General features: G+C 56.3%; 19 protein-coding genes. 10 read left to right on the forward strand and 9 right to left on the reverse strand.

What is annotated here, in order from left to right; all coding sequences use genetic code 11:
- The first annotated feature begins 1 nt into the window (after position 1).
- Positions 2 to 1,030 carry a M48 family metallopeptidase gene (locus J2125_RS13940; protein ID WP_017801059.1) on the forward strand — a complete coding sequence of 343 codons (1,029 nt, stop codon included), beginning with the start codon at positions 2 to 4 and terminating at the stop codon, positions 1,028 to 1,030.
- A gap of 41 nt (positions 1,031 to 1,071) precedes the next feature.
- Here J2125_RS13940 and J2125_RS13945 read toward each other — a convergent pair whose 3' ends face one another.
- From J2125_RS13945 to pepA, 3 genes are all read right to left on the reverse strand, one after another.
- Entirely contained in the window at positions 1,072 to 3,927 is a 2,856-nt protein-coding gene (locus tag J2125_RS13945; RefSeq protein ID WP_017801058.1) for a valine--tRNA ligase, read from the reverse strand.
- Between the two features lie 5 nt (positions 3,928 to 3,932).
- Positions 3,933 to 4,397 (reverse strand): DNA polymerase III subunit chi, encoded by a 465-nt coding sequence (locus tag J2125_RS13950; protein ID WP_017801057.1) that lies wholly within the window; start codon positions 4,395 to 4,397, stop codon positions 3,933 to 3,935.
- 122 nt (positions 4,398 to 4,519) lie between these two features.
- Positions 4,520 to 6,031: a leucyl aminopeptidase gene (pepA, locus tag J2125_RS13955; protein WP_017801056.1), complete on the reverse strand. Its 1,512-nt coding sequence runs from the start codon at positions 6,029 to 6,031 to the stop codon at positions 4,520 to 4,522.
- Positions 6,032 to 6,296: 265 nt separating this feature from the next.
- Between pepA and lptF the strand changes: the two genes are divergently transcribed.
- Both lptF and lptG read left to right on the forward strand, forming a co-directional pair.
- Entirely contained in the window at positions 6,297 to 7,397 is a 1,101-nt protein-coding gene (gene lptF / locus J2125_RS13960) for an LPS export ABC transporter permease LptF (protein WP_017801055.1), read from the forward strand.
- A complete protein-coding gene (gene lptG / locus J2125_RS13965) occupies positions 7,397 to 8,473 on the forward strand; it encodes an LPS export ABC transporter permease LptG (RefSeq protein WP_017801054.1) in 1,077 nt (358 codons plus the stop codon). Before lptF ends, lptG begins: the two co-directional genes overlap by 1 nt.
- Positions 8,474 to 8,538: 65 nt before the next feature.
- Here the strand turns inward: lptG and J2125_RS13970 are convergent, their stop codons facing one another.
- The 6 genes from J2125_RS13970 to J2125_RS13995 all read right to left on the reverse strand — a co-directional run bounded on the left by J2125_RS13970 (position 8,539) and on the right by J2125_RS13995 (position 19,035).
- On the reverse strand, positions 8,539 to 12,732 hold the full coding sequence (locus tag J2125_RS13970) for an inverse autotransporter beta domain-containing protein (RefSeq protein ID WP_209499503.1): 4,194 nt from the start codon (positions 12,730 to 12,732) through the stop codon (positions 8,539 to 8,541).
- A 625-nt stretch (positions 12,733 to 13,357) separates the two neighbouring features.
- The gene (locus J2125_RS13975; RefSeq protein ID WP_017801052.1) at positions 13,358 to 14,638 is read right to left on the reverse strand and encodes a DUF445 domain-containing protein; all 1,281 of its coding nucleotides are present in this window, start codon (positions 14,636 to 14,638) and stop codon (positions 13,358 to 13,360) included.
- A 9-nt stretch (positions 14,639 to 14,647) separates the two neighbouring features.
- Positions 14,648 to 16,144 (reverse strand): helicase HerA-like C-terminal domain-containing protein, encoded by a 1,497-nt coding sequence (locus tag J2125_RS13980; protein WP_017801051.1) that lies wholly within the window; start codon positions 16,142 to 16,144, stop codon positions 14,648 to 14,650.
- 40 nt (positions 16,145 to 16,184) lie between these two features.
- Positions 16,185 to 16,826: a response regulator gene (locus J2125_RS13985; protein WP_017801050.1), complete on the reverse strand. Its 642-nt coding sequence runs from the start codon at positions 16,824 to 16,826 to the stop codon at positions 16,185 to 16,187.
- Positions 16,827 to 16,829: 3 nt separating this feature from the next.
- Positions 16,830 to 18,335 (reverse strand): PAS domain-containing sensor histidine kinase, encoded by a 1,506-nt coding sequence (locus tag J2125_RS13990; RefSeq protein ID WP_241763950.1) that lies wholly within the window; start codon positions 18,333 to 18,335, stop codon positions 16,830 to 16,832.
- Between the two features lie 145 nt (positions 18,336 to 18,480).
- Positions 18,481 to 19,035 carry an RNA polymerase sigma factor gene (locus J2125_RS13995; protein WP_017801048.1) on the reverse strand — a complete coding sequence of 185 codons (555 nt, stop codon included), beginning with the start codon at positions 19,033 to 19,035 and terminating at the stop codon, positions 18,481 to 18,483.
- A 288-nt stretch (positions 19,036 to 19,323) separates the two neighbouring features.
- Between J2125_RS13995 and sctW the strand changes: the two genes are divergently transcribed.
- Genes sctW through J2125_RS14030 form a run of 7 tightly spaced genes read left to right on the forward strand, consistent with a single transcriptional unit; the run spans position 19,324 to position 26,963 of the window.
- Positions 19,324 to 20,463 (forward strand): type III secretion system gatekeeper subunit SctW, encoded by a 1,140-nt coding sequence (gene sctW / locus J2125_RS14000; protein ID WP_017801046.1) that lies wholly within the window; start codon positions 19,324 to 19,326, stop codon positions 20,461 to 20,463.
- The gene (sctV, locus tag J2125_RS14005) at positions 20,463 to 22,586 is read left to right on the forward strand and encodes a type III secretion system export apparatus subunit SctV (protein ID WP_017801045.1); all 2,124 of its coding nucleotides are present in this window, start codon (positions 20,463 to 20,465) and stop codon (positions 22,584 to 22,586) included. Before sctW ends, sctV begins: the two co-directional genes overlap by 1 nt.
- Entirely contained in the window at positions 22,586 to 23,452 is an 867-nt protein-coding gene (locus J2125_RS14010; protein WP_017801044.1) for an FHA domain-containing protein, read from the forward strand. The genes sctV and J2125_RS14010 overlap by 1 nt, the downstream gene beginning before the upstream one ends.
- Positions 23,446 to 24,804 (forward strand): type III secretion system ATPase SctN, encoded by a 1,359-nt coding sequence (gene sctN, locus J2125_RS14015; protein WP_026111683.1) that lies wholly within the window; start codon positions 23,446 to 23,448, stop codon positions 24,802 to 24,804. The genes J2125_RS14010 and sctN overlap by 7 nt, the downstream gene beginning before the upstream one ends.
- Positions 24,788 to 25,240, forward strand: coding sequence for a hypothetical protein (locus J2125_RS14020; RefSeq protein WP_017801042.1), 453 nt, complete (start codon positions 24,788 to 24,790; stop codon positions 25,238 to 25,240). The genes sctN and J2125_RS14020 overlap by 17 nt, the downstream gene beginning before the upstream one ends.
- A complete protein-coding gene (locus tag J2125_RS14025; RefSeq protein WP_017801041.1) occupies positions 25,237 to 25,923 on the forward strand; it encodes a type III secretion system HrpP C-terminal domain-containing protein in 687 nt (228 codons plus the stop codon). Before J2125_RS14020 ends, J2125_RS14025 begins: the two co-directional genes overlap by 4 nt.
- Complete coding sequence (locus J2125_RS14030) at positions 25,923 to 26,963, forward strand: FliM/FliN family flagellar motor switch protein (protein ID WP_017801040.1); 1,041 nt, start codon at positions 25,923 to 25,925, stop codon at positions 26,961 to 26,963. Before J2125_RS14025 ends, J2125_RS14030 begins: the two co-directional genes overlap by 1 nt.
- Position 26,964 lies beyond the last annotated feature (1 nt).

The raw sequence follows: 26,964 nt of genomic DNA on the forward strand, positions 1-26,964 counted from the left end.
CGTGCATCTTAGCGGTTATTATCAGCACCCAGGACGGGCAGCTCGCGAGGCTGCCCGTCTTAGCTTACACCCTCGCCATTTCTCGCTGCATCTGGCGCAAACAGAAACACAGTTTCTGCTCAAAGATATCACGCTGTCGGAAGCCTTAGGCGCGATTCCGCTGACCATCACTTTTGCTGACGGCGGACGTTTTGTGCCTGATGATGATGCCCAGCTGCAGCAGTGGGTGACGCAACACCGCCGCGAAAGCTGGATCCATCGTCTGGAGCGCAATAAGCGCGGGGTGTTTGCCACACTGCTGGCCACGCTGCTGCTGATAGTGGTGTATATCTGGGTTCTGCTGCCGTTTGCCAGTCGTCATCTGGCGCTGCATATTCCTGGCTATGTGGAACAGCAGGTTGGCTACCAGACGTTACAGCTGCTAAAGCAGGCAGGTTTTCACGACAGCCAGCTTTCTGACGCGCAACAGCAACAGGTGACTCAGCTGTTTTACCGCGTGCTGGCGGCATCACCAGAGCTGGACGACACCCTGCTGCCGCAGCTTAAGCTGATGCAAACCCCCGGCGGGCCTGGCGCCTTTATGCTGGCGGATGGCACTCTGATTATCAGCGATCAACTGGTCAGGCTGGCGCCGGGTGATGATGCGCTGGCGTCAGTGATGCTGCATGAGATGGGACACCACCGCTGGCGCCATCCGATGCGGATGCTGGTGCGCTCATCGCTGGTGTCACTCAGCTATATGTGGATGACCGGTGATGTCAGTGGCATTGGCGATACGCTGTTACAGTCGGCGGCGTTTCTCAATCAGATGCACTTTTCGCGCGGTATGGAGCGTGAAGCTGATAACTGGGCGATTGCGCAGATGGCCGCACAGGGGCGCTCGCTGACTGAAATGGCGAAAATGTATGCGGTAATCCAGCAGGAGGGAGAGCGGGAAAGTCACGGCGGCAAACTACCTGAATGGCTGAGTACGCATCCGGATATGCCGTTACGAATTGAGGCAATCAAAAAAGCAGCGGAAGGCGTGTAATCACAGCGCGGCCAGACGAATCCGGCCACGCTGCTTACAGATTACAGCGCGGCGATAACTGCCTGCTGTTCAATCAGTTTCACTTTAGCCTGTTCGCACTCTTCCATGCGCTCACGCTCTTTCGCCACCACCGCTTCCGGCGCGCGTGACACAAAACCTTCGTTCGACAGTTTACCGGCAATACGGTCAATCTCGACTTCCAGTTTGGTCACTTCTTTCGCCAGACGATCCAGCTCGGCGGCTTTATCCACCAGGCCCGCCATCGGGATCAGCAGCTCTGCGCCATCAATCAGTTTGGTAACGGAGACTGGCCCTTTATCTTCGGCTGGCAGCAGGGTGATGCTCTGCAGACGCGCCAGCGTTTGCAGGAAGCTGCGGTTATCATTAACACGGCGCTGGACTTCCGCACTGGCGCCACGCAACAGCACTTCCAGCGGTTTACCTGGTGCAATGTTCATTTCGGCACGAATATTACGGACCGCGATGATCGCCTGCTTCAGCCATTCGGTATCCGCCAGCGCTGCGCTATCCACCTTCGCCGTATCAAATGCCGGCATCGGTTGCAGCATAATGGTGTCGTCGCTGATGTTCTTCAGCACTTTCACCCGCTGCCAGATGGTTTCGGTGATAAATGGAATAATCGGATGCGCCAGACGCAGCAGCGATTCCAGCACTTCAATCAGCGTATGGCGCGTACCGCGCAGTTCCGCTTCGCTGCCGCCGTTCATCACGGGTTTAGTCAGCTCCAGATACCAGTCACAGAACTGGTTCCAGGTGAATTCATACAGAATGTTAGCAGCGATATCAAAGCGATAGCTATCCAGCGCTTCACGATATGCTTTCACCGTCTGATTGAATTCCGCCAGAATCCAGCGATCGGCCAGTGACAGCACCATTTCGCCGCCGTTCTGACCACAATCCTGATCTTCGGTGTTCATCAGTACAAAGCGGCTGGCGTTCCACAGCTTATTACAGAAGTTGCGATAACCTTCGAGGCGCTTCATATCCCAGTTGATATCGCGACCGGTCGACGCCAGCGCCGCCAGCGTAAAGCGCAGCGCATCGGTACCGTGTGGTTCGATACCGTTCGGGAACTGCTTCTCGGTACGCTTACGGATTTTCTCCGCCAGCTGCGGCTGCATCATATTACCGGTACGTTTTTCCAGCAGATCTTCCAGCGAAATACCGTCAACCATATCCAGTGGATCGATAACGTTACCTTTGGACTTGGACATCTTCTGTCCTTCGTCATCGCGGATCAGACCGGTCATATAGACGGTGTTAAACGGTACCTGCGGCTTGCCATTTTCATCTTTGATAAAGTGCATGGTCAGCATGATCATGCGCGCAATCCAGAAGAAGATAATATCGAAGCCGCTGACCAGCACGCTGGACGGGTGGAAGGTACGCAACGCTTCGGTGTTTTCTGGCCAGCCGAGGGTGGAGAAGGTCCACAGACCGGATGAGAACCAGGTATCCAGTACGTCTTCGTCCTGACGCAGGGCAATCTCTGCACCGAGATTATTTTCCGCGCGCACTTCTGCTTCGTTGCGACCAACGTAAACATTACCCGCTTCGTCGTACCAGGCCGGGATACGGTGTCCCCACCACAGCTGACGTGAAATACACCAGTCCTGAATATCGCGCATCCACGAGAAGTACATATTTTCGTACTGCTTAGGCACAAACTGGATATCGCCTTGCTCTACCGCTTCTACTGCTACTTTTGCCAGCGGCGCGGTACGGACGTACCACTGATCGGTCAGCATCGGTTCGATAACCACGCCGCCACGGTCGCCGTAAGGCACGGTCAAATCGTGTGGCTTGACCTCTTCCAGCAGGCCAAGGGCGTCAACCGCAGCGACAATCGCTTTACGCGCAGCGAAACGTTCCAGATTCTGGAATTCTGCCGGGATTGCGCCGTCATATACCGTCGATTCTTCACCGTTGGTATCGTAAACCTGTGCGCTGTCACGGATATCGCCGTCAAAGGTCAGGATATTGATCATTGGCAGCTTGTGACGACGTCCGACTTCATAGTCGTTAAAGTCGTGCGCCGGGGTGATTTTCACGCAGCCGGTGCCTTTCTCCATATCGGCGTGTTCATCGCCAACAATCGGAATACGGCGATTCACCAGCGGCAGCAGCACAAATTTGCCAATCAGATCTTTATAACGCGGATCTTCCGGGTTAACCGCCACGCCGGTATCACCGAGCACGGTTTCCGGACGGGTGGTGGCGACCACCAGGTAATCTTTGCCATCGGCGGTTTTGACGCCGTCAGCCAGCGGATAACGCAGATGCCACATCGACCCTTTGGACTCGCGGTTTTCCACTTCCAGATCGGAAATCGCGGTGCGCAGTTTCGGATCCCAGTTCACCAGGCGTTTGCCGCGATAAATCAGGTTCTCTTTATGCAGGCGAACGAACACCTCTTTCACCGCATTTGACAGGCCTTCATCCATGGTGAAGCGTTCACGCTCCCAGTCCACGGAGTTGCCCAGACGACGCATCTGACGCGTGATGGTGCCGCCGGATTCGGCTTTCCACTGCCAGATCTTTTCGATAAACGCGTCGCGACCGTAATCCTGACGCGTTTTGCCCTCTTCAGCGGCGATCTTGCGCTCGACGACCATCTGCGTCGCGATACCGGCGTGATCGGTACCCGCCTGCCACAGGGTGTTTTTACCCTGCATGCGCTGGTAGCGGATCATGGTATCCATGATGGTTTGCTGGAAGGCGTGACCCATATGCAAGCTACCGGTGACATTCGGCGGCGGGATCATGATGCAGAAGCTTTCCTGGCTGGTATCGCCATTCGGTTTAAAGTAGCCCTGCTTTTCCCAGTGCTCGTAAAGCGGCTGTTCGATATCTTGCGGGTTATATGTTTTTTCCATTTCTGCTATGTCGTTGTCGTTCCGGGCAAAGGCGGAGCTGCCGTATTCAAGTGGAATCCGACGCTGCGATAAGCTTTATAGCGGTCGCGCGCCAGCTGTTTAAGAGAATCTTCGTGTGGCACGAAGTCTATCACTTCATGGAAAGCAGTGGCAAAGTCTGCAAACTGCGGCAGCAGGCTGATCAGCAGGTCACGCGGTGAGTTTCCCCGTCGCTGTGGCCAGGCCAGCTCTACCGGCGCGCCATATTTCGGGCCTTCTCCAGCCAGATTGTGCGGTACAAAGGCGCTGGCGGGACGCTGCCATAGGGCTTCATCCAGCTTAATCGCTTGTTGTTCCGTTTCGCAGGCGATCAGCACACGCTTCCCTGCGCGCCAGCGTGCTTCCGCCAGTTCACATACCAACGCTTCAACGGCGTTGAGGCCGTCAACCGGCGTATCGGTTTCCAGCAGATAGAAAGTCGCGTTTTTCATGGGTGATGCCTGTGATATCTGTAATAGAACGGGCGGCGAGAACGCCACCCCTACAAACAATTTATCTACCCGTAACCGTAGGGGCGGCGTTCTCGCCGCCCGCATTGCGGATGCGCCCCAAATTAATCGTCGCCGTTTAAGCCCGCGCGATTTAACAGGAACTGTGACAGCAGCGCCACCGGACGACCGGTTGCCCCTTTGGCTTTACCGGAGCGCCATGCGGTGCCGGCAATATCCAGGTGCGCCCAGTTATACTTGCGCGCAAAGCGGGCAAGGAAGCTGGCGGCGGTAATTGCGCCACCCGGACGGCCGCCAATATTCGCCATATCGGCGAAGTTGGACTCCAGCTGTTCCTGATACTCATCGGCCATTGGCAGACGCCATGCGCGGTCACCAGCCTGTTCGGACGCGCCAATCAGTTCATGGGCCAGCGGGTTGTGGTTCGACATCAGGCCGCTGATATGGTGGCCGAGGGCAATCACACAGGCGCCGGTCAGGGTGGCGATATCAATAACCACTTCCGGATCGAAACGTTCAACGTAGGTCAGGGTATCACAAAGTACCAGACGACCTTCCGCATCGGTGTTCAGGACTTCCACCGTCTGACCGGACATGGTGGTCAGCACGTCACCCGGACGGAACGCACGACCGCCTGGCATATTTTCACAGCCCGCCAGTACACCGACCACATTCAGCGGCAGATTCAGTTCGGCAACCATACGCATCACGCCATACACCGAAGCAGCGCCACACATATCGTACTTCATCTCGTCCATCGCCTCAGCGGGTTTGATCGAGATACCGCCGGAGTCAAAGGTCAGGCCTTTACCCACCAGCACAATCGGTTTGCTGTCCGGATCCGGATTGCCTTTGTACTCAATCACCGACATCAGCGACTCATTCTGTGAGCCCTGGCCTACCGCCAGATAGGCATTCATGCCCAGCTCTTTCATCTGCTGCTCGCCGATCACGCGAGTGGTAATATTTTTGCTGTAATTGTCGGCTAACTGACGCGCCTGCGACGCCAGATACGCGGCGTTACAAATATTTGGCGGCATATTGCTGAGATCTTTTGCCGCTTTTACGCCGGAAGCCACCGCCAGACCGTGCTGAATTGCGCGTTCACCGCTGGTCAGTTCACGACGGGTTGGCACGTTAAATACCATTTTACGCAGCGGACGACGCGGCTCGACTTTATTGCTTTTCAGCTGGTCGAAGCTGTACAGCGACTCTTTCGAGGTCTCAACTGCCTGACGCACTTTCCAGTAGGTATTGCGTCCTTTAACGTGCAGTTCGGTCAGAAAACAGACCGCTTCCATCGACCCGGTATCGTTCAGGGTGTTGATAGTCTTCTGGATTACCTGCTTGTACTGGCGCTCATCAAGTTCGCGCTCTTTACCGCAGCCAATCAATAAAATACGCTCAGACAGGATATTCGGCACATGATGCAGAAGTAGTGTCTGGCCAACTTTGCCTTCCAGTTCACCACGGCGGAGCAGGGCGCTGATATAGCCATCACTGATTTTGTCGAGCTGTTCAGCAATCGGTGACAGCCGACGCGGTTCAAAGACGCCAACGACAATACAGGCACTGCGCTGTTTTTCCGGGCTACCGCTTTTTACACTGAACTCCATGTACTCTCCTGAATCTTAAAGACAACGGCGTCGGCTACCGCTAGAATGTAGCGCTTTCGTAACTTTTAAGACCGTTGCGTAACGACGTTTAGTAAACGGACGTCAGATTGAGTTTCGATGACCATCGTTGTTTTTTGTGTCATCTAAACGCTTGTGTCATACAATATTAGCTATGACGACGGCCATTGATGAGAAAAAATGGCGAACAAGCGTTGAAACTATCGATTTTCCTGCAAAAAGACAAGTTTTCACAGGCGTACTAAGCGTGATCATCATTAGATATCTGGTTCGGGAAACGCTCAAAAGCCAGCTGGCAATTCTCTTTATCCTGCTGTTAATCTTCTTTTGTCAGAAGTTAGTCAGGATTCTGGGTGCCGCAGTGGATGGTGAGATCCCGACAAATTTAGTTCTGACATTGTTAGGCCTCGGCGTGCCGGAAATGGCACAACTTATCCTGCCGTTGAGCCTGTTTCTTGCCATCTTAATGACGCTTGGCCGGTTATACACCGAAAGCGAAATTACGGTAATGCACGCCTGCGGGCTGAGCAAAGCCGTGCTGGTGAAAGCCGCGATGATTTTGATGCTGTTTACCGCCGTTGTTGCGGCGGTGAACGTCATCTGGCTTGGCCCCTGGTCATCACGCTATCAAAGCGAAGTGACACAAAATGCGAAAGCTAACCCCGGCGCGGCGGCGCTGGCGGCGGGGCAATTCCAGCAGTCCAGCGACGGCAACTCAGTGCTGTTTATTGAGAACGTCAAGGGCGACCAGTTTGGTCATGTGTTCCTCGCACAGCTGCGCCCCAGCGGCAATGCGCGCCCTTCGGTGGTGCTGGCGGACAGCGGCCATATGGAGCAGCGTCGCGACGGTTCTCAGGTGGTTACGCTGGATAAAGGCACGCGCTTTGAAGGCACCGCCTTACTGCGTGATTTCCGCATTACCGATTTTGAGAACTATCAGGCGATTGTTGGCTACAAAGCGGCGGTTATTGACCCGAATGATGCGGAACAGTCCAGCTTCTCGAACTTGATGAAGTCGGACAGCGCCGAGTTCCGTAGCGAACTGAACTGGCGTCTGACGCTGATCTTCTCGGTGCTGATCATGGCGCTGATGGTGGTGCCGCTTAGCGTGGTGAATCCACGTCAGGGACGTGTGCTGTCAATGCTGCCGGCGATGCTGCTGTATCTGATCTTCTTCCTGTTGCAAAGCTCGCTGAAGTCCAATGGCGCCAAAGGCCGTCTCGATCCGGCCATCTGGATGTGGGGGGTTAACCTGCTGTATCTGGCGTTAGCGATTGTGCTTAACCTGTGGGATACGGTGCCGGTGCGACGCATCCGTGCACGCTTCAACAAGGGAGGTAGCGTGTAATGTTTGGCGTACTCGACAGATACATCGGTAAAACTATCTTCAACACCATCATGATGACGCTGTTTATGCTGGTGTCGCTCTCCGGCATTATTAAATTTGTCGATCAGCTGCGTAAAACCGGTGAAGGCGCTTATACCGCGCTGGGCGCTGGCATCTACACCATGCTTAGCGTGCCTAAGGATATCGAGACGTTCTTCCCGATGGCGGCGCTGCTTGGTGCGCTGCTCGGCCTCGGTACGCTGGCGCAACGTAGTGAACTGGTGGTGATGCAGGCGTCGGGCTTTACCCGCCTGCAGATTGCGCTGTCGGTAATGAAAACTGCGATCCCGCTGGTGCTGCTTACCATGGCTATCGGCGAGTATGCCGCGCCGAAAGGTGAACAGATGGCGCGTAACTATCGTGCGCAGCAGCTGGTTGGCGGCTCACTGATGTCGACGCAAAATGGTCTGTGGGCGAAAGATGGCAGCGACTTTATCTATATCCAGCGTATCACCAATAACAGTGAGCTGGGCGGCATTAGCATCTACAGCTTTAACGATCAGCGCCGCTTGCAGAACGTACGCTATGCGGCTTCCGCCACTTACGACAAGGATCGCAAAGTGTGGAAGCTGTCGCAGGTGGATCAATCTAACCTGACTGACCCGAAACAGGTTACCGGCAGCCAGACAGTGAGCGGCGAGTGGAAAACCAACCTGACCCCGGACAAGCTGGGGGTGGTGGCGCTGGACCCGGATTCACTGTCGATCAGCGGGCTGTATGACTACTCGAAATATCTTAAGCAGAGTGGTCAGGAAGCTGCGCGCTACCAGCTGAATATGTGGAGCAAAATCTTCCAGCCGCTGTCGGTGGCGGTGATGATGCTGATGGCGCTGTCGTTTATTTTTGGTCCGTTGCGCAGTGTCTCAATGGGGACGCGTGTGGTTACCGGCATCAGCTTTGGCTTTCTGTTCTATGTGCTCGACCGCATCTTTGGCCCGCTGAGTCAGGTCTACAATATGCCCCCGTTCCTCGGCGCGGTTCTGCCCAGCGCGGCGTTCTTTGCGGTCAGTGTCTATATGCTGCTGAAGCGGCGCTAAGTTAATAAATGACTGAAAAAAACCGGGAGCGATCAGCTCCCGGTTTTTTTAGCGGTTTAGTCGTTCTAACAAAGTTGAATCTGTACGCCAAACTGGGGGTCCACACCAGTGGAATTAAACGTAAAGTTTTTCCAGGTGTTTGAACTTGTTGTATTGGCCATCTCGGAACCACCAAACTTCTGCACCGCCTTCACACAGACACCTGATACAGCTTGCCCGTCCCGAGTGACGATAAACCTCCATGTCGCCGTGACAGGGACGGTGGTGCTACTGACAAAGCTGGCGCTTAACACCAACGGTTGCGGAGCCGCGGCATTAACCGTTACTGGCACCTGAATCGGATCCGGCGCTTCTTCCGTCTGTGTCGCATCCTGCCTGACGGTAATGGTGGCTGTGCCCGCACTGATAAATGTCATCAGCCCGCTGCTGGCGTCTGCCGTCACAACATTTTGGTCTGAAGAGCTGAAGTGCTTAGTCCCGCCGTTATTACCACCACTGACGTTCAGCAGTTGCGGCACGTCCCCCTGCGTCGCGGTAACCTCGCCAGCACTTAGCGGCGGGGCAGCATTCAGCGTCACCGTGACGGTGAGGGTGGTCTGCTGCGCCAGGTAATTGGTGCTCTCAGCTTCACTGATGGTCACTGTCGCCATACCTGCTGCCACGGCGGTTAACTTACCGCTGGCGTCCACACGTACCGTCGCGGGCGCTGAAGAGCCGTAAGTGAGAGCCGTTCCGTTGCTGTTGCCGCCACTGACGGTGATCGCGCCGGTTTCGCCGACCTTAATCGATACATCCTGTGCTGCCAGCGGTCTTCCGCTAATCCGCTTAACCGTCACCGGAATGGTCAGACTGGCGGGAGCCGTATGACTGCTGGTTGCCGCCTGGCTGACGGTAATCTTTGCCGTACCCGCTTTCAGGAAGGTTACCGTCGCATTGTCTATCCGCGCCACTGTTTCATCATCCGAAACAGTGCTCAGCGCGCTGCCGTTACCGCCGGCGATGGTTAGCGCCAGCGGAGCGTCGCCAAAGTCGGCGGCAATTGCTGACGGTCCCGTCAGCGGAGTGGCAACATTCAGCGCCACTGTGACGGTGATTGTGGTCTGCTGCGCCAGGTAATTGGTGCTCTCAGCTTCACTGATGGTCACTGTCGCCGTACCTGCTGCCACGGCGGTTAACTTACCGCTGGCGTCCACACGCACGGTACCGGGCGCTGCAGAGCTGTAAGTGAGGGCCGTTCCGTTGCTGTTGCCGCCACTGACGGTGATCGCGCCGGTTTCGCCAACCTTAATCGACACATCCTGTGCTGCCAGCGGTCTTCCGCTAATCCGCTTAACCGTCACCGGAATGGTCAGACTGGCGGGAGCCGTATGACTGCTGGTTGCCGCCTGGCTGACGGTAATCTTTGCCGTACCCGCTTTCAGGAAGGTTACCGTCGCATTGTCTATCCGCGCCACTGTTTCATCATCCGAAACAGTGCTCAGCGCGCTGCCGTTGCCCCCGGCGATGGTTAGTGCCAGCGGAGCGTCGCCAAAGTCGGCGGCAATTGCTGACGGTCCCGTCAGCGGAGTGGCAACATTCAGCGCCACTGTGACGGTGATTGTGGTCTGCTGCGCCAGGTAATTGGTGCTCTCAGCTTCACTGATGGTCACTGTCGCCGTACCTGCTGCCACGGCGGTTAACTTACCGCTGGCGTCCACACGCACGGTACCGGGCGCTGAAGAGCCGTAAGTGAGGGCCGTTCCGTTGCTGTTGCCGCCGCTGACGGTAATCGCGCCGGTTTCGCCGACCTTTATTGACACGTCCTGCGCCGTCAGTGGCGTTCCCTGCGCGCGCTTTACCGTAACCGCCACGCTAATCGGTGCGGGTTCCTGCTGAGTCTCGGTGGTCTCCTGACGAACGGTAATCCGGGTCTGGCCCACATTGTGGAATCTCATCAGCCCATTGCTGGCGTCGATACTGACTATATCGTCGTCCGCAGAGCTGAAGTGTTTCGTACCGCCATTGCCGCCGCTCACCTGTAGCGTGGTGGCGGTCGCGCCGTACTCCACGGTCACCGCATCAGCGCGCAGTTCTTCGCTCTCCTGTCTTGCCAGCGGAAGGGTCAGCTGCTGCGCTGACTCACCCGGCTGCCCCACCGTGACCTGCCAGTGGCCATTGCCATAGCTGGCTGGCGCAGTCAGTTCTGTCTGGCTAAAGCCATCCTGGTCAGTCACTGTGGCGCCCGCTGGCTGATTGTCACTGGTCCAGTTCAGGGTTTGTTCACTGATACCGACCTTATCCTGCTCGCTCAGTGTTGCGATAAACGCCACTTTTCCACTCCCCACCACCACCTGCGGTGTGGGGACGGCGGTATGCAGGGCCAGAGACAAACGAGGTGGCACCACGTTGAAATCAATCGATTTCTCCTTGCCGGTGGTTCCTGTAGCCCGTTTGCCTGCGGCCGGATCCAGCAGCGAAGCAATCACCTTATCACTGCCAGTAGTGCTGATGTTTTCTAAGTAAACCATCGCCTTGCCAGCAGAGTCGGTTTGTCCCTGATTAGTTTGCAGTGTGCCCAGCCGGGGATTGCTATGGCTCCACCACACCTTGCGACCTGAAATCGGGTTCCCCTGTGCATCCACTGCTGTGGCGGTAAATAAGATGCGCCCTGTTTTCCCGGGTTGAAATTTGATATCGCCATTAGCGTTGATGACGCCATTCTCCGGCACTTGCAGCGTTAGCGAACTCATGGCGTCATTCGGTAATACCGTCAGCTGATAACTGGCGCGACTGACCGGCGGATCGGATAATTTTACATAGGTTTCAGCGGTCACCGTGGTTTGTCCCTCACGCAGTGGCGTCACTTGCCCGCTGAGATTGTCCACTTGCGCAACCGAGGCATCACTGCTGTGATAACGGGTATGCGCGGCAGTGATGCCTTTAATCGCATGAATAAAAGGCGCGCTTCCGGCCTTAATGGTCAGTTCCTTCGGATCAAAGTAGATCTGCCAGCTTTTTTCCTGCTCTTTATATGCCAGTACAATATTGTTATTGCGTTCAACGAAAGCCGTACTGGCTTGCATCAGGGATGGCAGCGCCTGCGCCCGCTGCGGATCGAGCATTTCATCCAGCGTACGACCAAACTGCCAGCTCAGGTTCAGTCCCGCTTTAAAGTCGTTGCTCTGGTTGCTGATAAAATCATGCTGGGCATGGAGCGACAGCAGCGGAAGCGGTTGCCATTTCAGGCCAAGAGTCAGACCATGCGGATCTTCGCTTGCCTCGCTGCGGCTGCCTCTGACATCAACTTTATCGCCATACCACTGGAACCAGCCAGCATTGGCGGCAAAATGGTCACCCAGTGCGGCGTCCAGCTTCACATCCCAGCCGCGCGCCGCCCGTTCATAGAGGGTAAAGTAAGCGTCATCGGACAAGAAACGGTTATCAGCAGAGTGCCGCCAGTCGCTGAGCGGGTAATAGTAGTTAGCTGAGGCGCGCAGGCGCTGGCCCCACAGCTCTAACCCGGTGCCAAGGCGATTATGGTGGCGGGTGAGATCCTGGTCGTAGAACAGATTGCCGCCCAACATCAGATCAGGATTGATCATATGGCGCCAGCCGAAGCCGAGATTGGCGATATTGCGATCATTCCAGCGATGGGCGCTGAACTGGCTAAACAGCGTATCACTCTGATCGCTATGCAGTGGCAGCAGATAGTCGAGGCCGAAATCGTCCTCACCGTTAAAACGCGTATCAATTTTAACGCGCGCATGTCCACCGGTGTGATTAAGCCAGGATTCCACCTCCGCCGTGGCGGCCTGACTCATCATGCTGCTGGCCTGATTAGCAGCAGAATGGCTGGCTCCCTGCTGGCTGGCCCCGCGCCAGAAGCCATCCATCCACTGCTGGATTTTTTCCGCCTGCGGCGATGAGGCTTGCGTTAATTTTCCCTCCGCGGTTACCCGCGGCGCGACCACCCACTGTCCGCGTAAATCCTGAAGCTGTTCAGGGGTTTTAAGCGGCTGGTTTAAATTTTTTAGCTGAGAAAGTGACATGGAATAACGCCAGGCAAATGTCTGTACATCTTCATCTGCTTTAATTTGCACTAACTCCACGGCCGGATATAAATGCGTACTGGCATTGATATCCGGCAATAACAACCACTCTTTTAGTTGCAGGTTATATTGCTGGCTGATATTTCGCTGTAGCTGTTCAAGGTCACCGACCTCCGGCTTCATTTGCTGCTGCAACTGTCGCCAGCTTTCCTCCTGTGGTTTCGGTAGCAAAACATAATTCTTATCTTGAATAATATTATTCAGGCTATTATTCGCAATGCTTTTATTAAAGAGAAATGCGATGATAATTAATGAGATTAACAAATAACTCATTAACGGCAGGGCGATGCGCCCCCGGCAAACATCCTTGTGTTCAGATTTAACGTCCATGTGCGGTATGCTTCCATTTCAATTAAAATCAATCAGCGTGGCCGGGAAGCCACTCTGCTAAAGCCAGTCCTGGCCATTTGAATAGTGCGGTTTTTAAGATTTCTTCGTGCAAACTTTACGTAAAAAAACGCCGGTGTAAAACAAAATTTATGCATTCTTCTGTCTGGTTGTATAAAAGCGTCTTTTATAGAAAATATTGTGATGTTATCCTGATGGTGAGTTATTTATGGCTGTAATGTTTTAATGGCATCTCATCATAAAATATCTCATTGGGGGCTATTTTTATTCACAGCGTTATTAGCCGTGTTTGTCTGGTTGCTGGCTGTTTTTATTTTTCTTTCACGGCAAGGTTGATTGGATATTGATGTGTTTAATATTGAATTATTCTAATATTAGAAAAGATAAATATTGATGGCTTATCAACGTAATCGCGCAAGGGCCGAGGCAAAAAATACCTCAGCTCTGATTACATCATCAGGCGCTCAATCACTGGCGGCAGCTGCGACAGCAGATACAGAATCAGCCCAATGGTGCCGCCAACCAGCGTACCGTTGATGCGGATAAACTGCAGATCCTTGCCGATATTCACTTCGATCTGATGGGACATATCGCGCGCATCCCAGCTTTTTACCGTATCGCTGATATGGCGGGTCAGGAAGGCGGCGAAGTCCGGCGCGACGGTGCTGGCCGCTTCCTCCATATGCTGATTCAGTGAGGCACGCAGACTGGCGTCATTGATCAGTGTTTCGCTAAACCAGTGGCCTGCGGCAGTGATTTTTGCCTGTACCGCTGAGTTATCGCGGTTTAAATCCTCTTTCAGCCAGCCGCGCAGATCGCCCCACAGCTCGCCGATATAGCTGTTCAGCGCCTCATCCTCTTTCAGATATGACTTAATACTGTCGGCACGGCGCGCCATCTCCGGATCCTGCTTAAGCTTCTCGATAAAGCGCTCAACCGCGCGGTTAAAACCAAGGCGCAGTTCATGACCATGATCCTGACCAATATCATCAAGAATCGAATTGACTGCATTCGACACCAGATCGGCGCTGTGTTCGCCCAGCCACTCGGTCGGCAGCATTTTGGCTTTGATGGGATGTTCACGCTTCAGCCAGCGCACCAGCTGCAGGGCGATAAACTCGCGAGTACCGGGTTTATGCAGCAGCTTCAGTAACTGCTCAATTGCCGCATCCAGCAGCTCCTGATGACGGTTGTTTTTGGTCAGGCTCTCCAGCAGCATGGCGCCGGACTGAGTCAGATCGACCTTATCAATCGCCTTATGCACCGCGCGGCGGATAAAGCGCTGGATGCGCGCATCATCGGTCAGATCGAGAAAGCCGCGCATCACCTGCATCAGATGGCGTCCGAGCCGTTCGGCATTGCCCGGCGCGCGCAACCAGCTGGCGATAATCTGCGCCGGATCGTGACGGCGGATCAGCGCCAGCAGCGATTCAGTATTGAGGAATTTCTCCTGCACAAAGCGACCAAGATTCTCACCGATACGATCTTTATTGCGCGGAATAATCGCCGTATGGCGTGAGATAAACGGCACCGGCACGCGGCGAAACAGCGCCACAACCGCAAACCAGTCAGCCAGTGCGCCGACCATCGCCGCCTCGGCAATCGCTTTAACCCCACTGACCCAAAAGCCGGGCGGGAAGAACAGGGTGGTGACAAATACGCCCGCCGCGATACACAGCAACAGCAGGGCAATACGTTTAACTTTCTTTAATTCAGTCTCTTTATCCATACTTGCCGCTTAACGTTTGCGGCCTCCCATAATACTGCCCAGTACCCCACGGATAATCTGGTTGGTGATCTGTCGGGTCGCGCTTTTCGCCATGGTCTGCACCACGCCATCACGCTTACCGCCGCGTGGCCCGGTGCTGCCGAACAGAATATCTTTTAGCCCGCCGAGAATGCCGTTATCCACCGCCAGCTCGTTGCCTTTGCTGGCTGGCGCCTGCTCGCTGGCGGCCTGCACTCCTTTTTGCAGCATCTCATATGCCGACTCGCGATCGACCGCTTCATCATATTTGCCCGACAGTGGCGAGTGGTTAATCAGACCGTTACGTTCGTCGTCGGTCACCGGCCCCATCCGCGAGCCAGGGGCAATGACCATCGCGCGTTCGACCATTGTCGGACTGCCTTTCTCATCAAGGAAAGAGATCAGCGCTTCGCCGGTGCCCAGCGCCTGAATCGCAGTCACGGTATCAAATGCCGGATTGGCGCGCATGGTTTGCGCGGCGGTTTTTACCGCTTTCTGATCTTTCGGCGTAAAGGCGCGCAGCGCATGCTGAACGCGGTTACCCAGCTGACCGAGCACGGTATCCGGAATATCCGCCGGATTCTGACTGACAAAATAAACCCCCACCGCCTTGGAGCGGATCAGGCGGATCACCTGCTCGATCTTATCCAGCAACACCTGCGGCGCATCGTTAAACAGCAGGTGCGCCTCATCAAAGAAGAACACCAGTTTTGGCTTATCGAGGTCGCCAGCTTCCGGCAGTTGCTCATACAGCTCCGACAGCATCCACAGCAGGCTGGTGGCGTACAACTTCGGCATCTGGTACAGCTTCTCCGCCGACAGAATATTGATCACCCCTTTGCCATTCGCATCGGTGCGCATCCAGTCTTTGATATCCAGCATCGGCTCACCAAAGAAGTACTCGGCTCCTTGCTCCTCCAGCGTCAGTAACCCGCGCTGAATCGCGCCGACCGAGGCACTGCTAATATTGCCGTACTGCGTCTGGAAGGATTTAGCGTTATCGCCGATATACTGCGTCATGGCGCGCAGATCTTTAAAATCGAGCAGCAGTAAGCCCTGATCGTCGGCGATGCGGAAGATAATCTGCAACACCCCCGACTGCACCTCATTCAGATTCAGCAGGCGCGCCAGCAACAGCGGGCCGAGGTCAGTCACCGTGGCGCGCAGCGGATGCCCTTTTGCCGCAAAGATATCCCACAGCACCGCCGGACTGCTTTGCGGCTGCCAGTCGCTGACGCCAATCTTCGCCAGCCGCGCCAGCAGCTTCTCCGAGCTGACTCCCTCGCGGGCGATACCGGTCAGATCTCCTTTTACATCGGCCATAAAAACCGGCACGCCAATATCAGAAAACGATTCGGCCAGTTTTTGCAGAGTAACGGTTTTGCCGGTGCCGGTCGCGCCGGTAATCAAGCCGTGGCGGTTGGCCATCGCTGGCAACAGATGCAGTTGGGTCTCGCTGGTCTGGGCAATCAACAGGGGTGCGGTCATGGTAGCTCCATTTGCGTGATTCGATTGCTGGCGGGTTGCGTCACTGCACCAGATTATAGTTCAGCGAATACTTCACGATATCGGCATTGTTGCTAAAGTTCATCCGCTTCATCATGCGCGATTTATAGGTGCTGACGGTTTTATTGCTAATCGACAGGGTATCGGCAATCGCATTAATGCTTTCGCCATGAGCCAGCATAATCATAATCTGCCGCTCACGCATCGTCAGGCTCTCATGGGGCGCGCGGTTGCCGCCCTGATATTCGGAGAACACAATCTCCTGCGCCAGATCGTGATCGATATAGCGCGCGCCACGCGCCACGGTGCGAATCGCATGCAGCAGCACTTCCGGCGGTTTATCTTTGGTGATATAGCCCAGCGCGCCGCTATTCAGCACCCTGCGGGCGATTTGCGGCTCGTTATACATGCTCAGCACCAGAATGCGCAGCGCCGGATATTGCGGAATAATGCGGTTAATCAGGTCCTCGCCGCTGATGCCGGGCATTGAGATATCCAGCAGCAGCAGAGTGATATCACAGTGACGCAGACGCTCCAGCACCTGGCTGCCATCCGGCGCTTCGCACACCACTTCAATATTGTTATCCAGGGCAAAAATTTGCTTCAGTCCCTCACGCATAATCGCGTGATCGTCGGCGATCATCAGCCGGATAGGTTGTTCCATCGCTTAATCATCCTTTTTATGGTTTTTACTGGCTGCGGATAGCGGGACCGTCAGTTTGATGCGGGTGCCTTTTCCGGGTGAACTGGTGACGGTAGCATCGCCATTCAGCATGCGGCCGCGCTCCTGGATACCCAGCAGGCCAAAAGCATTCTTCTGCACACGATTAACATGAAAACCTTTGCCATTATCCACCACTTCGACCACCAGCGTGTCGGGCTGCGGTTTGACGATAATATAGATATTGCTGGCGCTGGCGTGGCGCGCGGCATTGGTCAGCGACTCCTGCACCACGCGGAACGTGGCGGTCATCGCCGCCTCATCCAGCTGCACGCTCTGTTCGTCAGGCGCAATCAGAATGCAGCGGCAGCCGCCGTTTTTCATAAACTGATCGCGCAGCCACTCCAGCGCCGGGATCAGGCCGAGATTCAGCACATTGGGCCGCAGCCGGGTGGAGACATCGCGGACCACCTGGATGGTGCTGTCCACCAGCCCCATCAGATTCTCCAGCTGGGCCTGAATCACCGCGCTGCCCTCGTGCTCACGCATCGACAGCAGTGACAGGCCGGTGCGCAGCGACGTCAGATGCTGGCCCAGCTCATCATGAATATCGCGCGCCAGCTGTTTGCGCTCCACTTCACGGGTCAGCTCCTGATTGCGCGTCAGCATACGCAGCTGCTGATGGGCGGCGCGCAACTCATCTTCGGTCTGACGCACCAGCGTAATATCTCTGCCGACCGCCAGTACGCTGACCATCTTGCTGTGCAGGTTATATTCCGGCACGCAGCGCACATGCAGCACCTGCTTATGGCCGTCGCGCTCGAAGGTCAGCTCATTTTCCGCCCCCTGTTCATCGACCAGGGTTTGCGAGATCAGTTTAAAAAAGCTCAGGCCGACATCGCCCAGCGGCACGCTTTCGGTTAACTGCCAGTTATGGATTTCGCGTTCACTGCGATTAAACCAGCGACGTACCGCCGGATTGGCGTACACGCAGCACATATTGAGGTCAAAGCGCGCGATCAGGTCCGGCGAGTTCTCCACCACCGTATTCATCTGCTTTTCACGCAAACGCTGCTGCTCTTCCTTGCGGCGCAGCTCACGCACATCGTGCACTACGCAGAGGATCTGTTGCAGACCCTGATTGTCATAGCTGCTGGAGCTGACCTCTACCGGGACCAGCTCACCATTGCGGCAGGCATGCTGCGAAGTAAAGGTTATCCCCTCAGGACGTATGCTCAGCTTCCACCATAAAGCAAAGACGTCACTGTCCAGCAATTCGCGATCGATGGTCGAAAAGGTCAGTTGAGAAAATTCCTTGCGCGAATACCCCATTAACTTACAGGCTTTATCGTTGACATATTGAATGCCTAATTCACGGTCGATCAGGTAAATAGCATCGTGAATACGATTTAAAGCAATGTCAGATAAATTGGGTGAGTTTAAATCTGCACGTTGTTGCCGGTTAGAAAAGCCCTGCAGCAGCATAATTCCCTCTATATTGATGATGCTCATTGCTGTAAGCAGTCAATTAATCTGTCTGCCCGCGGGGAGTTGCGCCGCTCCCCGGGATTATTTTTAAAAGGTCGCTTAATATAAGCATGATCATAGTAGCATTTATATCATCCTGAGCAGGGTTGGATATTTTTCAGACTGCTTTTCAGGCATAAACCCCGACGCGTAAAGCTTCACGGGCGCGTGACAGACGGGATCGCACCGTACCGATCGGAATATTCAGATGTTGCGCCACATCCTGATAACTGCCTTCGTTCTCCACCAGAATCGAGAGCATGGTGCGAATATCGCCCGGCAGTTTTTCAATTGAATTTAACGTCGCGCCAAGCAGCTGGCGCTGTTCGGTGATATCGCTGGGATCATTATCAAACAGCAGATCGGCGGTAATCTCATCATCGAGAGTGTCAAGCAGATAGCGGCTCTGCTGACTTTTGTAGTAATTACGGATCAGATTCACCGCAATACCGAAAACCCAGGTTTCCGGGCGTGAAGCGCCCATAAATTTATGGCGATTACGCAACACTTCCAGACAGGTCATTTGCAGCACATCCTCCACATCCTCCGGATTCGCGATGCGCTTACGAATAAAATTCATCAGCTTTTTATTATGCAGAGTAAAAACCTCATCCCAGTCAACACTCAGTGAATATTCAGTGGGATTACGCTGTTCTGCGGTGGCGCCAGTGATTGTCGTGATCATGATTCTCTCCGATTAATGAACACATGCGTTCCCGCTGGATATAGCAAGGGATATGCCAGCGCGATTTGTGCTGTTAACCGGTTGTTTTTACTGCTTTCACTTTTTACGCCAGGAGTTATCTGAGACGAATTTTGTCAGCGGTTTGACCTGTGCAATGCAACTTCTTGCATTAGTGACTGACGGCGATTATTTCGCTGCGGACGGCGGAATATTTTTCTGCAAAAACCGGGAACCGCAGGCCGCTAAGTGACACAGAAAGGAGGTAATTAAAACTGAGGAACGCTGGCGATGATTAAAATGCAACCCGCTATACCCGCAATGCAGCACACCTTAAAAGCGCTACTGAAAGGGACTGAAGCCGCGGCGGCAAAAAATGCCAACCGGGGTCCGGATAATGTGCGCACGCGGGCGGAGACGCAGGCTGATTCGCTGGAAGAGATCGGTTCCATGTTCAGTGAGAAGATGGAGAGTAAAAACAAGGCGCAGAACCGCCGTCAGATGCAGAGCAACCTGATGCGTAATAAGCATTCGGTGGCCAAAGTGGAACATCTTAATCAGCTGTTCCAGTTAATGGACAGCAATGAACAGCAGGTGCTGGAGCAGCAGCTCGGATTAATGCGTGAAGCGCTGGCGCGCTCGCCAGCGCCCAGCAGCGAAGAGCTGTTGCAGGAGATGGGCGGCGACCCGGCGCGTTGTGATGTGATGTTGCGTATGGTACAGCAGCAGGCCAGCAGCGACGGCGACACTAAACTGGCCGATGCCGCCAGCCAGCATCTGAGCAACTTGCTGCAACAGCATGGCGACAGCATTCGCGCCGGCAGCAATACCGCGTCGGCGATTGCCGAATTTACCAGCGATCCGGCGGAAAAGCAGTCGCTGCGCAATCTCTACTACAACAGTATCGTGCATCAGCAGTCGGCGATGGCGATGCTCGATCTGCTGCTCGATCAGGTGGAGCCACGCCACTTTGTGCCGACGCTGCGCACTCTGCAACGCGCGCTGGCCGATGATATCGCCGCGCTGGCGCCGTCGATTACCGCTGGCGCGTTACGCCATATTCGTCACGGCCTGCATGAGGCCGGTCAGCTTAATCACACGCTGGCGGCCAGCAGCACGTTGCTGAAACGCATGAGCCATAAACTGCCGGAAGTGGCGTTAAGCGCGGTCGACTTAACCCGCCGTCTGCTGCAACTCAGCCATAACGGCGCTTATAACAGCGATTTTCAGCATCTCGGTCAGGAGGTGGTCGGCGCACAACCCCAGCATCTGTCACTGTTCTTTAGCTGCCTGTTTCCGCTGGTGCATCAGCTGCCGCACTCGCTGTGGAAAGAACCCGATCAGCGTAAAACCGCGCTGCAACTGCTGCGCGGCATTATTACCGAACTGGCGAAGGCTGAGCAGCAGCAGCTGGCGCGCAGAGCTTCGTAATGAATACTCTCTTTCTGATCCTCAACAAAATCGCCATCAGCGCCATGCAGCGCTCGGAAGTGGTCGGCGCGGCCTTTGCCATGGCGCTGGTGTTTATGCTGATCATTCCGCTGCCGCTCGGCTTAATCGATATGCTGATTGCGCTGAATATCTGCCTCTCCTCGCTGCTGGTGGTACTGGCGATGTACCTGCCGAAGCCGCTGGCGTTCTCCACCTTCCCGGCGGTGCTGCTGCTCACCACCATGTTCCGTCTGGCGCTGTCGATCTCCACCACGCGCCAGATTCTGATTCAGCAGGATGCCGGTCATGTGGTGGCGGCCTTCGGTAACTTTGTGGTCGGCGGTAACCTGGCGGTCGGCATGGTGATGTTTCTGATCCTGACGGTGGTGAACTTTTTAGTGATCACCAAAGGATCGGAAAGGGTAGCGGAAGTAGCGGCGCGCTTTACCCTCGATGCGATGCCGGGCAAGCAGATGTCAATCGACAGCGATCTGCGCGCCGGGATGATCGATGTCTGGCAGGCGAAGGCGCGACGCAGCGATCTGGCGAAAGAGAGCCAGCTGTTCGGCGCAATGGATGGCGCGATGAAATTTGTTAAGGGCGACGCCATCGCCTGTCTGGTGATCCTGTTTATTAACCTGATTGGTGGCTTCAGCATCGGCGTATTACAGCTCGGGATGCCTGCCGGTGAGGCGATGCACGTCTACTCCATTCTGACGATTGGCGACGGCCTGATCGCACAGATCCCGGCGCTGCTGATCTCACTGACCGCCGGGATGATCATTACCCGCGTCTCCTCCGATAACGAAAAATCCGTCGATAACAATATTGGCCGCGAAATCGCCGAGCAGCTGACCAGCCAGCCAAAAGCCTGGATCCTATCGTCGATCGGTATGGTGGGGTTTGCGCTGCTACCGGGGATGCCGACTGCGGTGTTCCTGGTGCTGGCGGCGCTGACGATGATTAGCGGCACCTTTCAGCTGTGGCGCGTGCGTCAGGAAGGACGGATGGCGCAGCCGCAGATGGAAAATGAAGTGATCCCGCCGGAGCTGAATGGCAAAGAGGATCTGCGCCAGTTTAATCCGACCCGTCCTTACCTGATTAACTTCCCGGCCGCCAGCCGTGGCCAGCCGGAGATGCTGGAGCTGGTGCAGGATATTCGTCGTCTGCGTAACCGCATCGTTTATCACTTTGGTTTTACCTTACCGGCCTTCGATATCGAGTTTCTTGAGCATCAGGATGAGCATGAGTTTCGCTTCTCGGTATATGAGATTCCGCAGGTGATCGGCACCTTTAATCTGCCGATGCTGGCGGTGCATCAGCGCTGGCTGGAGGCGATTGCAGAGGCCGATCGCGAGCAGGTTATCGCTGGTGACGAGCTAAGGCGTGAAGGCGATCTGATCTGGCTACCGGCAGAACATCCGTTACTGCAAAACGATGAGGTGGATCGCTGGAGTCCGCGTGAACTGCTGGTGAAGCGGATGGAAAACGCCATTCATGCCAGCAGCCCGCACTTTATTGGTCTGCAGGAGACGCGGGCGCTGATGGGTTGGCTGGAGACCGAGCAGCCGGAGCTGTCGCAGGAGTTGCAGCGTGTGATGCCGATTGCCCGTTTCTCCAGCGTGTTGCAGAAGCTGGTGGCCGAACGTATTCCGCTGCGTTCGGTACGCGCGATTGCCGAAGCGCTAATCGAGCACGGCCAGCATGAGCGCGATATCAACCTGCTGACCGACCAGGTGCGCATCACGCTGAAAAATCATCTCTGTTATCAGTATGCGCAGGCGGATGGCCTGCATGTCTGGCTGCTGACGCCGGAGCTGGAAGAGCAGCTGCGTGATGCGCTGCGCCAGACGCAGAATGAGATTTTCTTTGCCCTGATGCAGGAGCAGGTTACGGCGATCCTTGCTGAAGTCGGACAGGCATTCCCGTCCGACAGCAATCAGAGCGCGGTACTGCTGGTGGCGCAGGATCTGCGCAGCCCGATGCGCACCCTGATCCACGAAGAGTATCACCAGGTGCCGGTGCTGTCGTTTGCCGAGCTGCAACCCAATCTGGCGGTGAATGTGCTCGGGCGCATTGACCTCGATCCCGCCGTCTACTCACTTACCAGCTGGGAGAGTTAATGATGTTCGAACTGCGCGTACTGTCCGGCCTGCATTTAGGCGCGGCGTTGCCCCTGTTTGGCGACAGCTGGTTGATTGGCCCGACGGAAGAGGCGGATCTGCAACTAACCGATGCGGCGATCGACAGCACTTACCGTCTGCTACATCCGGATGAAGAGAACTGGCAGCTACAGCAGGCCGCAAACGACAGCAGTCTGCAGGATCTGGTGGTCAGCGAATCATTTTCCCTTGGCGGCGTCTGGCTGTGCGTGGCGGCGGCAGACACCCCGTGGAGCGCCTTTACGCCACCGCCAGTGGCTGAAGCGGTCGCGGCGAACGAGGCGCCGGTGGCCGCTGCGCCAGCGAAAGGCGGTTTTCCGCGCTGGATCAGCGCGCTGATGTTAAGCCTGACGCTGCTGCTGACCTTTACCGTGGTCAGCTGGATCCTGCAACCGACGGTGGCGCAAAGCCAGATTAATCAGTCCGGACGCCAGCATCTGGATACGCCCGCTGAGATGCGCGCGCCGCTGCTGAATATGTTGCGCGAACGCGATCTGGCTGCGGCGGTCAGCGTGGTAAACAGCAAAAAGACGCTGACGCTAAAGGGCAAACTGAATAAAGAGCAGATGCTGGTATTTAACCGCATGCTGGCGCGCTTTAATGCCGACTATATGACCGCCGAGCCGCTGATTAACCAGGTGACGCCGCTGAAGATCGAACTGCCGTTCCGCATCGTGCAGATCACCACCGGCGCCCGCGCCAATATTGTTACCGATGAGGGGCAGCGGCTGTTTATTGGCGATGAAGTCGACAACCTGCGTCTGGTGTCGATCACCAGCAACCGCATCGAATTTAACGGACGCGACAATATTAAGGTGAGCTGGTAATGACCGCGGCTCTCGATCACTGGTTCAGCCAGCAGCAGCAACGGCTCAGCGCCTTTGCCCCGGTCAGCGCGTTTGGTCGTATCACCGGTATTAACGGCATTCTGCTGGAGAGCAGCCTGCCGCGTGCGCGCATCGGCGATCTGTGTCGCGTGGAGCGTAACGACAGCAGCAGCGTGCTGGCGGAAGTGGTGGGCTTTAATCCGCAGCACACCCTGTTGTCGGCGCTGGGCCAGCTGGATGGCATCGCGCAGGGCGCGCGCGTCACGCCGCTGTTTCTGCCGCACAGCATCACCGTTTCCGACCGCCTGCTGGGCAGCGTGCTGGATGGTTTTGGTCGTCCGATTAGCGAAGGGAGTATCGGCGCTTTTGTGATGCCTGGCAGCGGTGACGCCAGCTTCAGCGTGCTGGGCGATGCGCCGCCACCTACCGAACGTCCACGTATTGATACGCCGCTGCCAACCGGCATTCGCGCGATTGACGGCCTGTTAACCCTTGGCGTCGGCCAGCGCGTCGGCGTCTTTGCCGGTGCGGGCTGCGGCAAAACCACCTTGCTGGCGGAGCTGGCGCGTAACACCCCCTGCGACGTAATCGTGTTTGGCCTGATTGGCGAACGTGGCCGCGAACTGCGTGAGTTTCTCGATCATGAACTGGATGAAGAGCTGCGCAGCCGCACGGTGCTGATCTGCGCCACCTCGGATCGCAGCAGTATGGAGCGTGCCCGTGCGGCGTTTACCGCCACCGCCATCGCCGAAGCCTGGCGCGATCAGGGCAAAAGTGTGCTGCTGATCCTCGATTCGCTGACCCGATTTGCCCGCGCCCAGCGTGAAATCGGTCTGGCGCTGGGCGAACCGCCGGGACGCGGCGGCCTGCCGCCTTCAGTCTATACCCTGCTGCCGACCCTGCTGGAACGCGCCGGACAAACTAACCGTGGCTCGATTACCGCGCTCTATTCGGTGCTGATTGAGGCGGACTCGATGAACGATCCGGTGGCTGACGAAGTGCGCTCGCTGATTGATGGCCATATTGTGCTGACGCGCAAACTGGCGGAGCGCGGCCACTATCCGGCCATCGACGTACTGGCCAGCCTGAGCCGCACCATGAGCAGCGTCACTTCGCGCGAACATATCGGCGAAGCCACCTCGATGCGCCGCATGATGGCGGCCTGGCAACAGGTGGAGATGCTGATCCGCCTCGGCGAGTATCAGCCCGGTCACGACGCCATGACCGATGCGGCGGTGGATGCGCAGCAGGCGATCAACGGTTATTTGCGTCAGGAAATGCACGATCCTTCCCACTTTGAAGACACGCTATTGCAACTCTCGGAGGTAAGCCAATATGCGCCGTCACATTAACGTTGAATCTGATATCCCTGAAGTTTCCGAAACTGAGGCGTTGCAGAAAACCTTTGCGCTGCTGCTGCCGATCCGCCGCCAGCGTCTGAGTCGCAGTGAGCGGGTGCAGCGCGAGCAGGAGCGGGCGTTACAGCTGGCGGACAGCCAGAGCGAAGCGGCGCAACAGCAGCTTGTCAGCCATCAGCAGCACTACCAGCAGCTGCGCGACAGTTTTGCCATTGGATTACAGCAACAGGAAAATCTGCGTCAGGCGCTGAACGTGCAGCAACAGGCGGGCGATGCGGTGCTCGGCCAGCAGCGCGAACTGATCAATTGCCAGCAGCAGCAGAGCGACCAGCAGCAGCGACTGAGCGAGGCGCAGCAGGAAACACGCAGCCGCCAGCGCGAACTGGAAAAGCTGGAGTATCTGATGCAGGAAAGCGAGGGGCTGCAATGACACCATTACAGCAGCAGGCCCAGCGCGTGGCCGATAAAACCCAGGCCAGTAAACAGCGTGACAGCCGCCAGGCGGAGCAAGCGCGTCCGCAGACCCCTGCGCGTCAGCCAAAGGCGGATACCGCTCATCAATCCATGGCAAAACCGCTGGATAAAAGCGGACGCCACGCCAGCGAGCATAGTGATAAACCGCGGCGTTCAGCCGCGCGTGAACGCAGTGCATCCACTGCTGACACGCCACTGCTGAAACGTGCGCTGCAGAGTGAGCCTGCGCCGCAGGAGGCGTCGCTGTTTAGCGAACTGCTGGGCAGTGACAGCCAGACTCCGCTGGCAACGGGCGGCGCGCATTTTGACTGGGCGGCAGGGATGCCCGCCGCACCCGCGCAGGCCGCCAGCGCGGCGCCGTCAATGGCGCTGTGGCATCAGCTGGAGCCGCCACTCAGCGAAGCGTTGTCCAGACAGCCGGGCGGGCCGGTATCGATGACCTTGCTGCTGCCAAAGCTGGGTGAAGTGGATGCGCGGATGTCCAGCCTGCCGACCGGCGCGGGCTGGGATATCAGTCTGCGTTTTGCCCCGCAGGCGCTGGCGATGCTGGCGCCGCACCACGAGCGCTGCCGCGAATCGCTGCGGCGTCGTATGGCCTGCCGCGTGCGCCTGCGTTTTGAACAGCGGGGGGAGGGATAATGAAGCCATTGCAGCTGCGTCAGCAGAGCCAGCTTGAAGCGCGTCTGCGCCAGCAGATCGGCGCGGGCTATCGCTTTCACTACGCCTTAAACGGTGAACATGGCTGGCTCCAGCTGACGCTGACCTCCGCGCCTGCGGTGCCGACGCAACCCTTACAGTGTGGGCTGGGAACGCTGCATCTTGCCGATGCCGAAGCGGTATGCAGCCTGTTTTCCGCCTGTCCGCTGCTGCCGCAGTCAGATATCGCCGAGCAGTGGTACTGGCCGCTGTTTAATCAATACCTTAGCGATGAGCTGCGCTGCCTGCTGGGGCACGTTGCGGTAACGGATACGGTCGCCGATGACGGTGACTGCTTATGGCTGACGCTGAATGTGCTGCTTGGCGAGCAGCGCGCCAGTAGTCAGCTGAAAATTTCTCTTAATACCCTGTCATTACTACTCAATAAAACCGGCTGGCAAGCGCTGAACACCCCGTCAGCGCATAAGCTGGCGCTGACGTTGCCACTCACCCTCGGCGCACTGTCGTTCTCGCTACAGCAGCTGCGTACGCTGCAATGCAACGATGTGGTTCTGCCCACCACCACCGATTTTTCCCCCGCCGGAAACGGTGTGCTGCGTTTTGCTCACCTCAGTTTGCAGGGGGAGTTGATCAGCGAAGCGGGGCGTTCCGCCCACTTTTATATTACCGATTTGGAGACAACTGACGTGAATTTGACCCCCGATGATTATGCGATGGATGGAATGCCGCAGCCGGAAGAGGAGTGGTCGTCTGAGCCACAGAGCGAGGCGTCGGTGTTTGATCCGCTGCCGCTGGCGTTAACCCTGCGCTGCGGCAATCTGAAACTCACGCTTGGCGAACTGAACCGGCTGAGCGCCGGATCCACCGTGATGGTCGAGCATGTTCAGCCTGGCGAAGCGATCCTCTGTCACGGCGACTTTCCGCTGGCGAAAGGGGAGCTGGTGGATGTCGAAGGGCGGCTCGGTCTGCAAATCACCCATATGCTGCCCGGCGCAGTCAATCCGCTGGGCGGGGGCAGGTAAC

The organism is Winslowiella toletana, from assembly GCF_017875465.1.
In the GTDB taxonomy this organism is placed as follows: domain Bacteria; phylum Pseudomonadota; class Gammaproteobacteria; order Enterobacterales; family Enterobacteriaceae; genus Erwinia; species Erwinia toletana.

Excerpts from the sequence above, each read along its gene's own strand:
- sctW (WP_017801046.1), top strand. The coding sequence starts at position 19,324 with ATGATTAAAATGCAACCCGCTATACCCGCAATGCAGCACACCTTAAAA.
- sctV (WP_017801045.1), top strand. The coding sequence starts at position 20,463 with ATGAATACTCTCTTTCTGATCCTCAACAAAATCGCCATCAGCGCCATG.
- pepA (WP_017801056.1), bottom strand. The coding sequence starts at position 6,031 with ATGGAGTTCAGTGTAAAAAGCGGTAGCCCGGAAAAACAGCGCAGTGCC.
- J2125_RS13950 (WP_017801057.1), bottom strand. The coding sequence starts at position 4,397 with ATGAAAAACGCGACTTTCTATCTGCTGGAAACCGATACGCCGGTTGAC.
- J2125_RS13975 (WP_017801052.1), bottom strand. The coding sequence starts at position 14,638 with ATGGATAAAGAGACTGAATTAAAGAAAGTTAAACGTATTGCCCTGCTG.
- J2125_RS13985 (WP_017801050.1), bottom strand. The coding sequence starts at position 16,826 with ATGGAACAACCTATCCGGCTGATGATCGCCGACGATCACGCGATTATG.
- lptG (WP_017801054.1), top strand. The coding sequence starts at position 7,397 with ATGTTTGGCGTACTCGACAGATACATCGGTAAAACTATCTTCAACACC.
- J2125_RS14025 (WP_017801041.1), top strand. The coding sequence starts at position 25,237 with ATGACACCATTACAGCAGCAGGCCCAGCGCGTGGCCGATAAAACCCAG.
- J2125_RS14030 (WP_017801040.1), top strand. The coding sequence starts at position 25,923 with ATGAAGCCATTGCAGCTGCGTCAGCAGAGCCAGCTTGAAGCGCGTCTG.
- J2125_RS13945 (WP_017801058.1), bottom strand. The coding sequence starts at position 3,927 with ATGGAAAAAACATATAACCCGCAAGATATCGAACAGCCGCTTTACGAG.
- J2125_RS14020 (WP_017801042.1), top strand. The coding sequence starts at position 24,788 with ATGCGCCGTCACATTAACGTTGAATCTGATATCCCTGAAGTTTCCGAA.
- J2125_RS13980 (WP_017801051.1), bottom strand. The coding sequence starts at position 16,144 with ATGACCGCACCCCTGTTGATTGCCCAGACCAGCGAGACCCAACTGCAT.
- J2125_RS13995 (WP_017801048.1), bottom strand. The coding sequence starts at position 19,035 with ATGATCACGACAATCACTGGCGCCACCGCAGAACAGCGTAATCCCACT.
- J2125_RS13990 (WP_241763950.1), bottom strand. The coding sequence starts at position 18,335 with ATGAGCATCATCAATATAGAGGGAATTATGCTGCTGCAGGGCTTTTCT.
- J2125_RS14010 (WP_017801044.1), top strand. The coding sequence starts at position 22,586 with ATGATGTTCGAACTGCGCGTACTGTCCGGCCTGCATTTAGGCGCGGCG.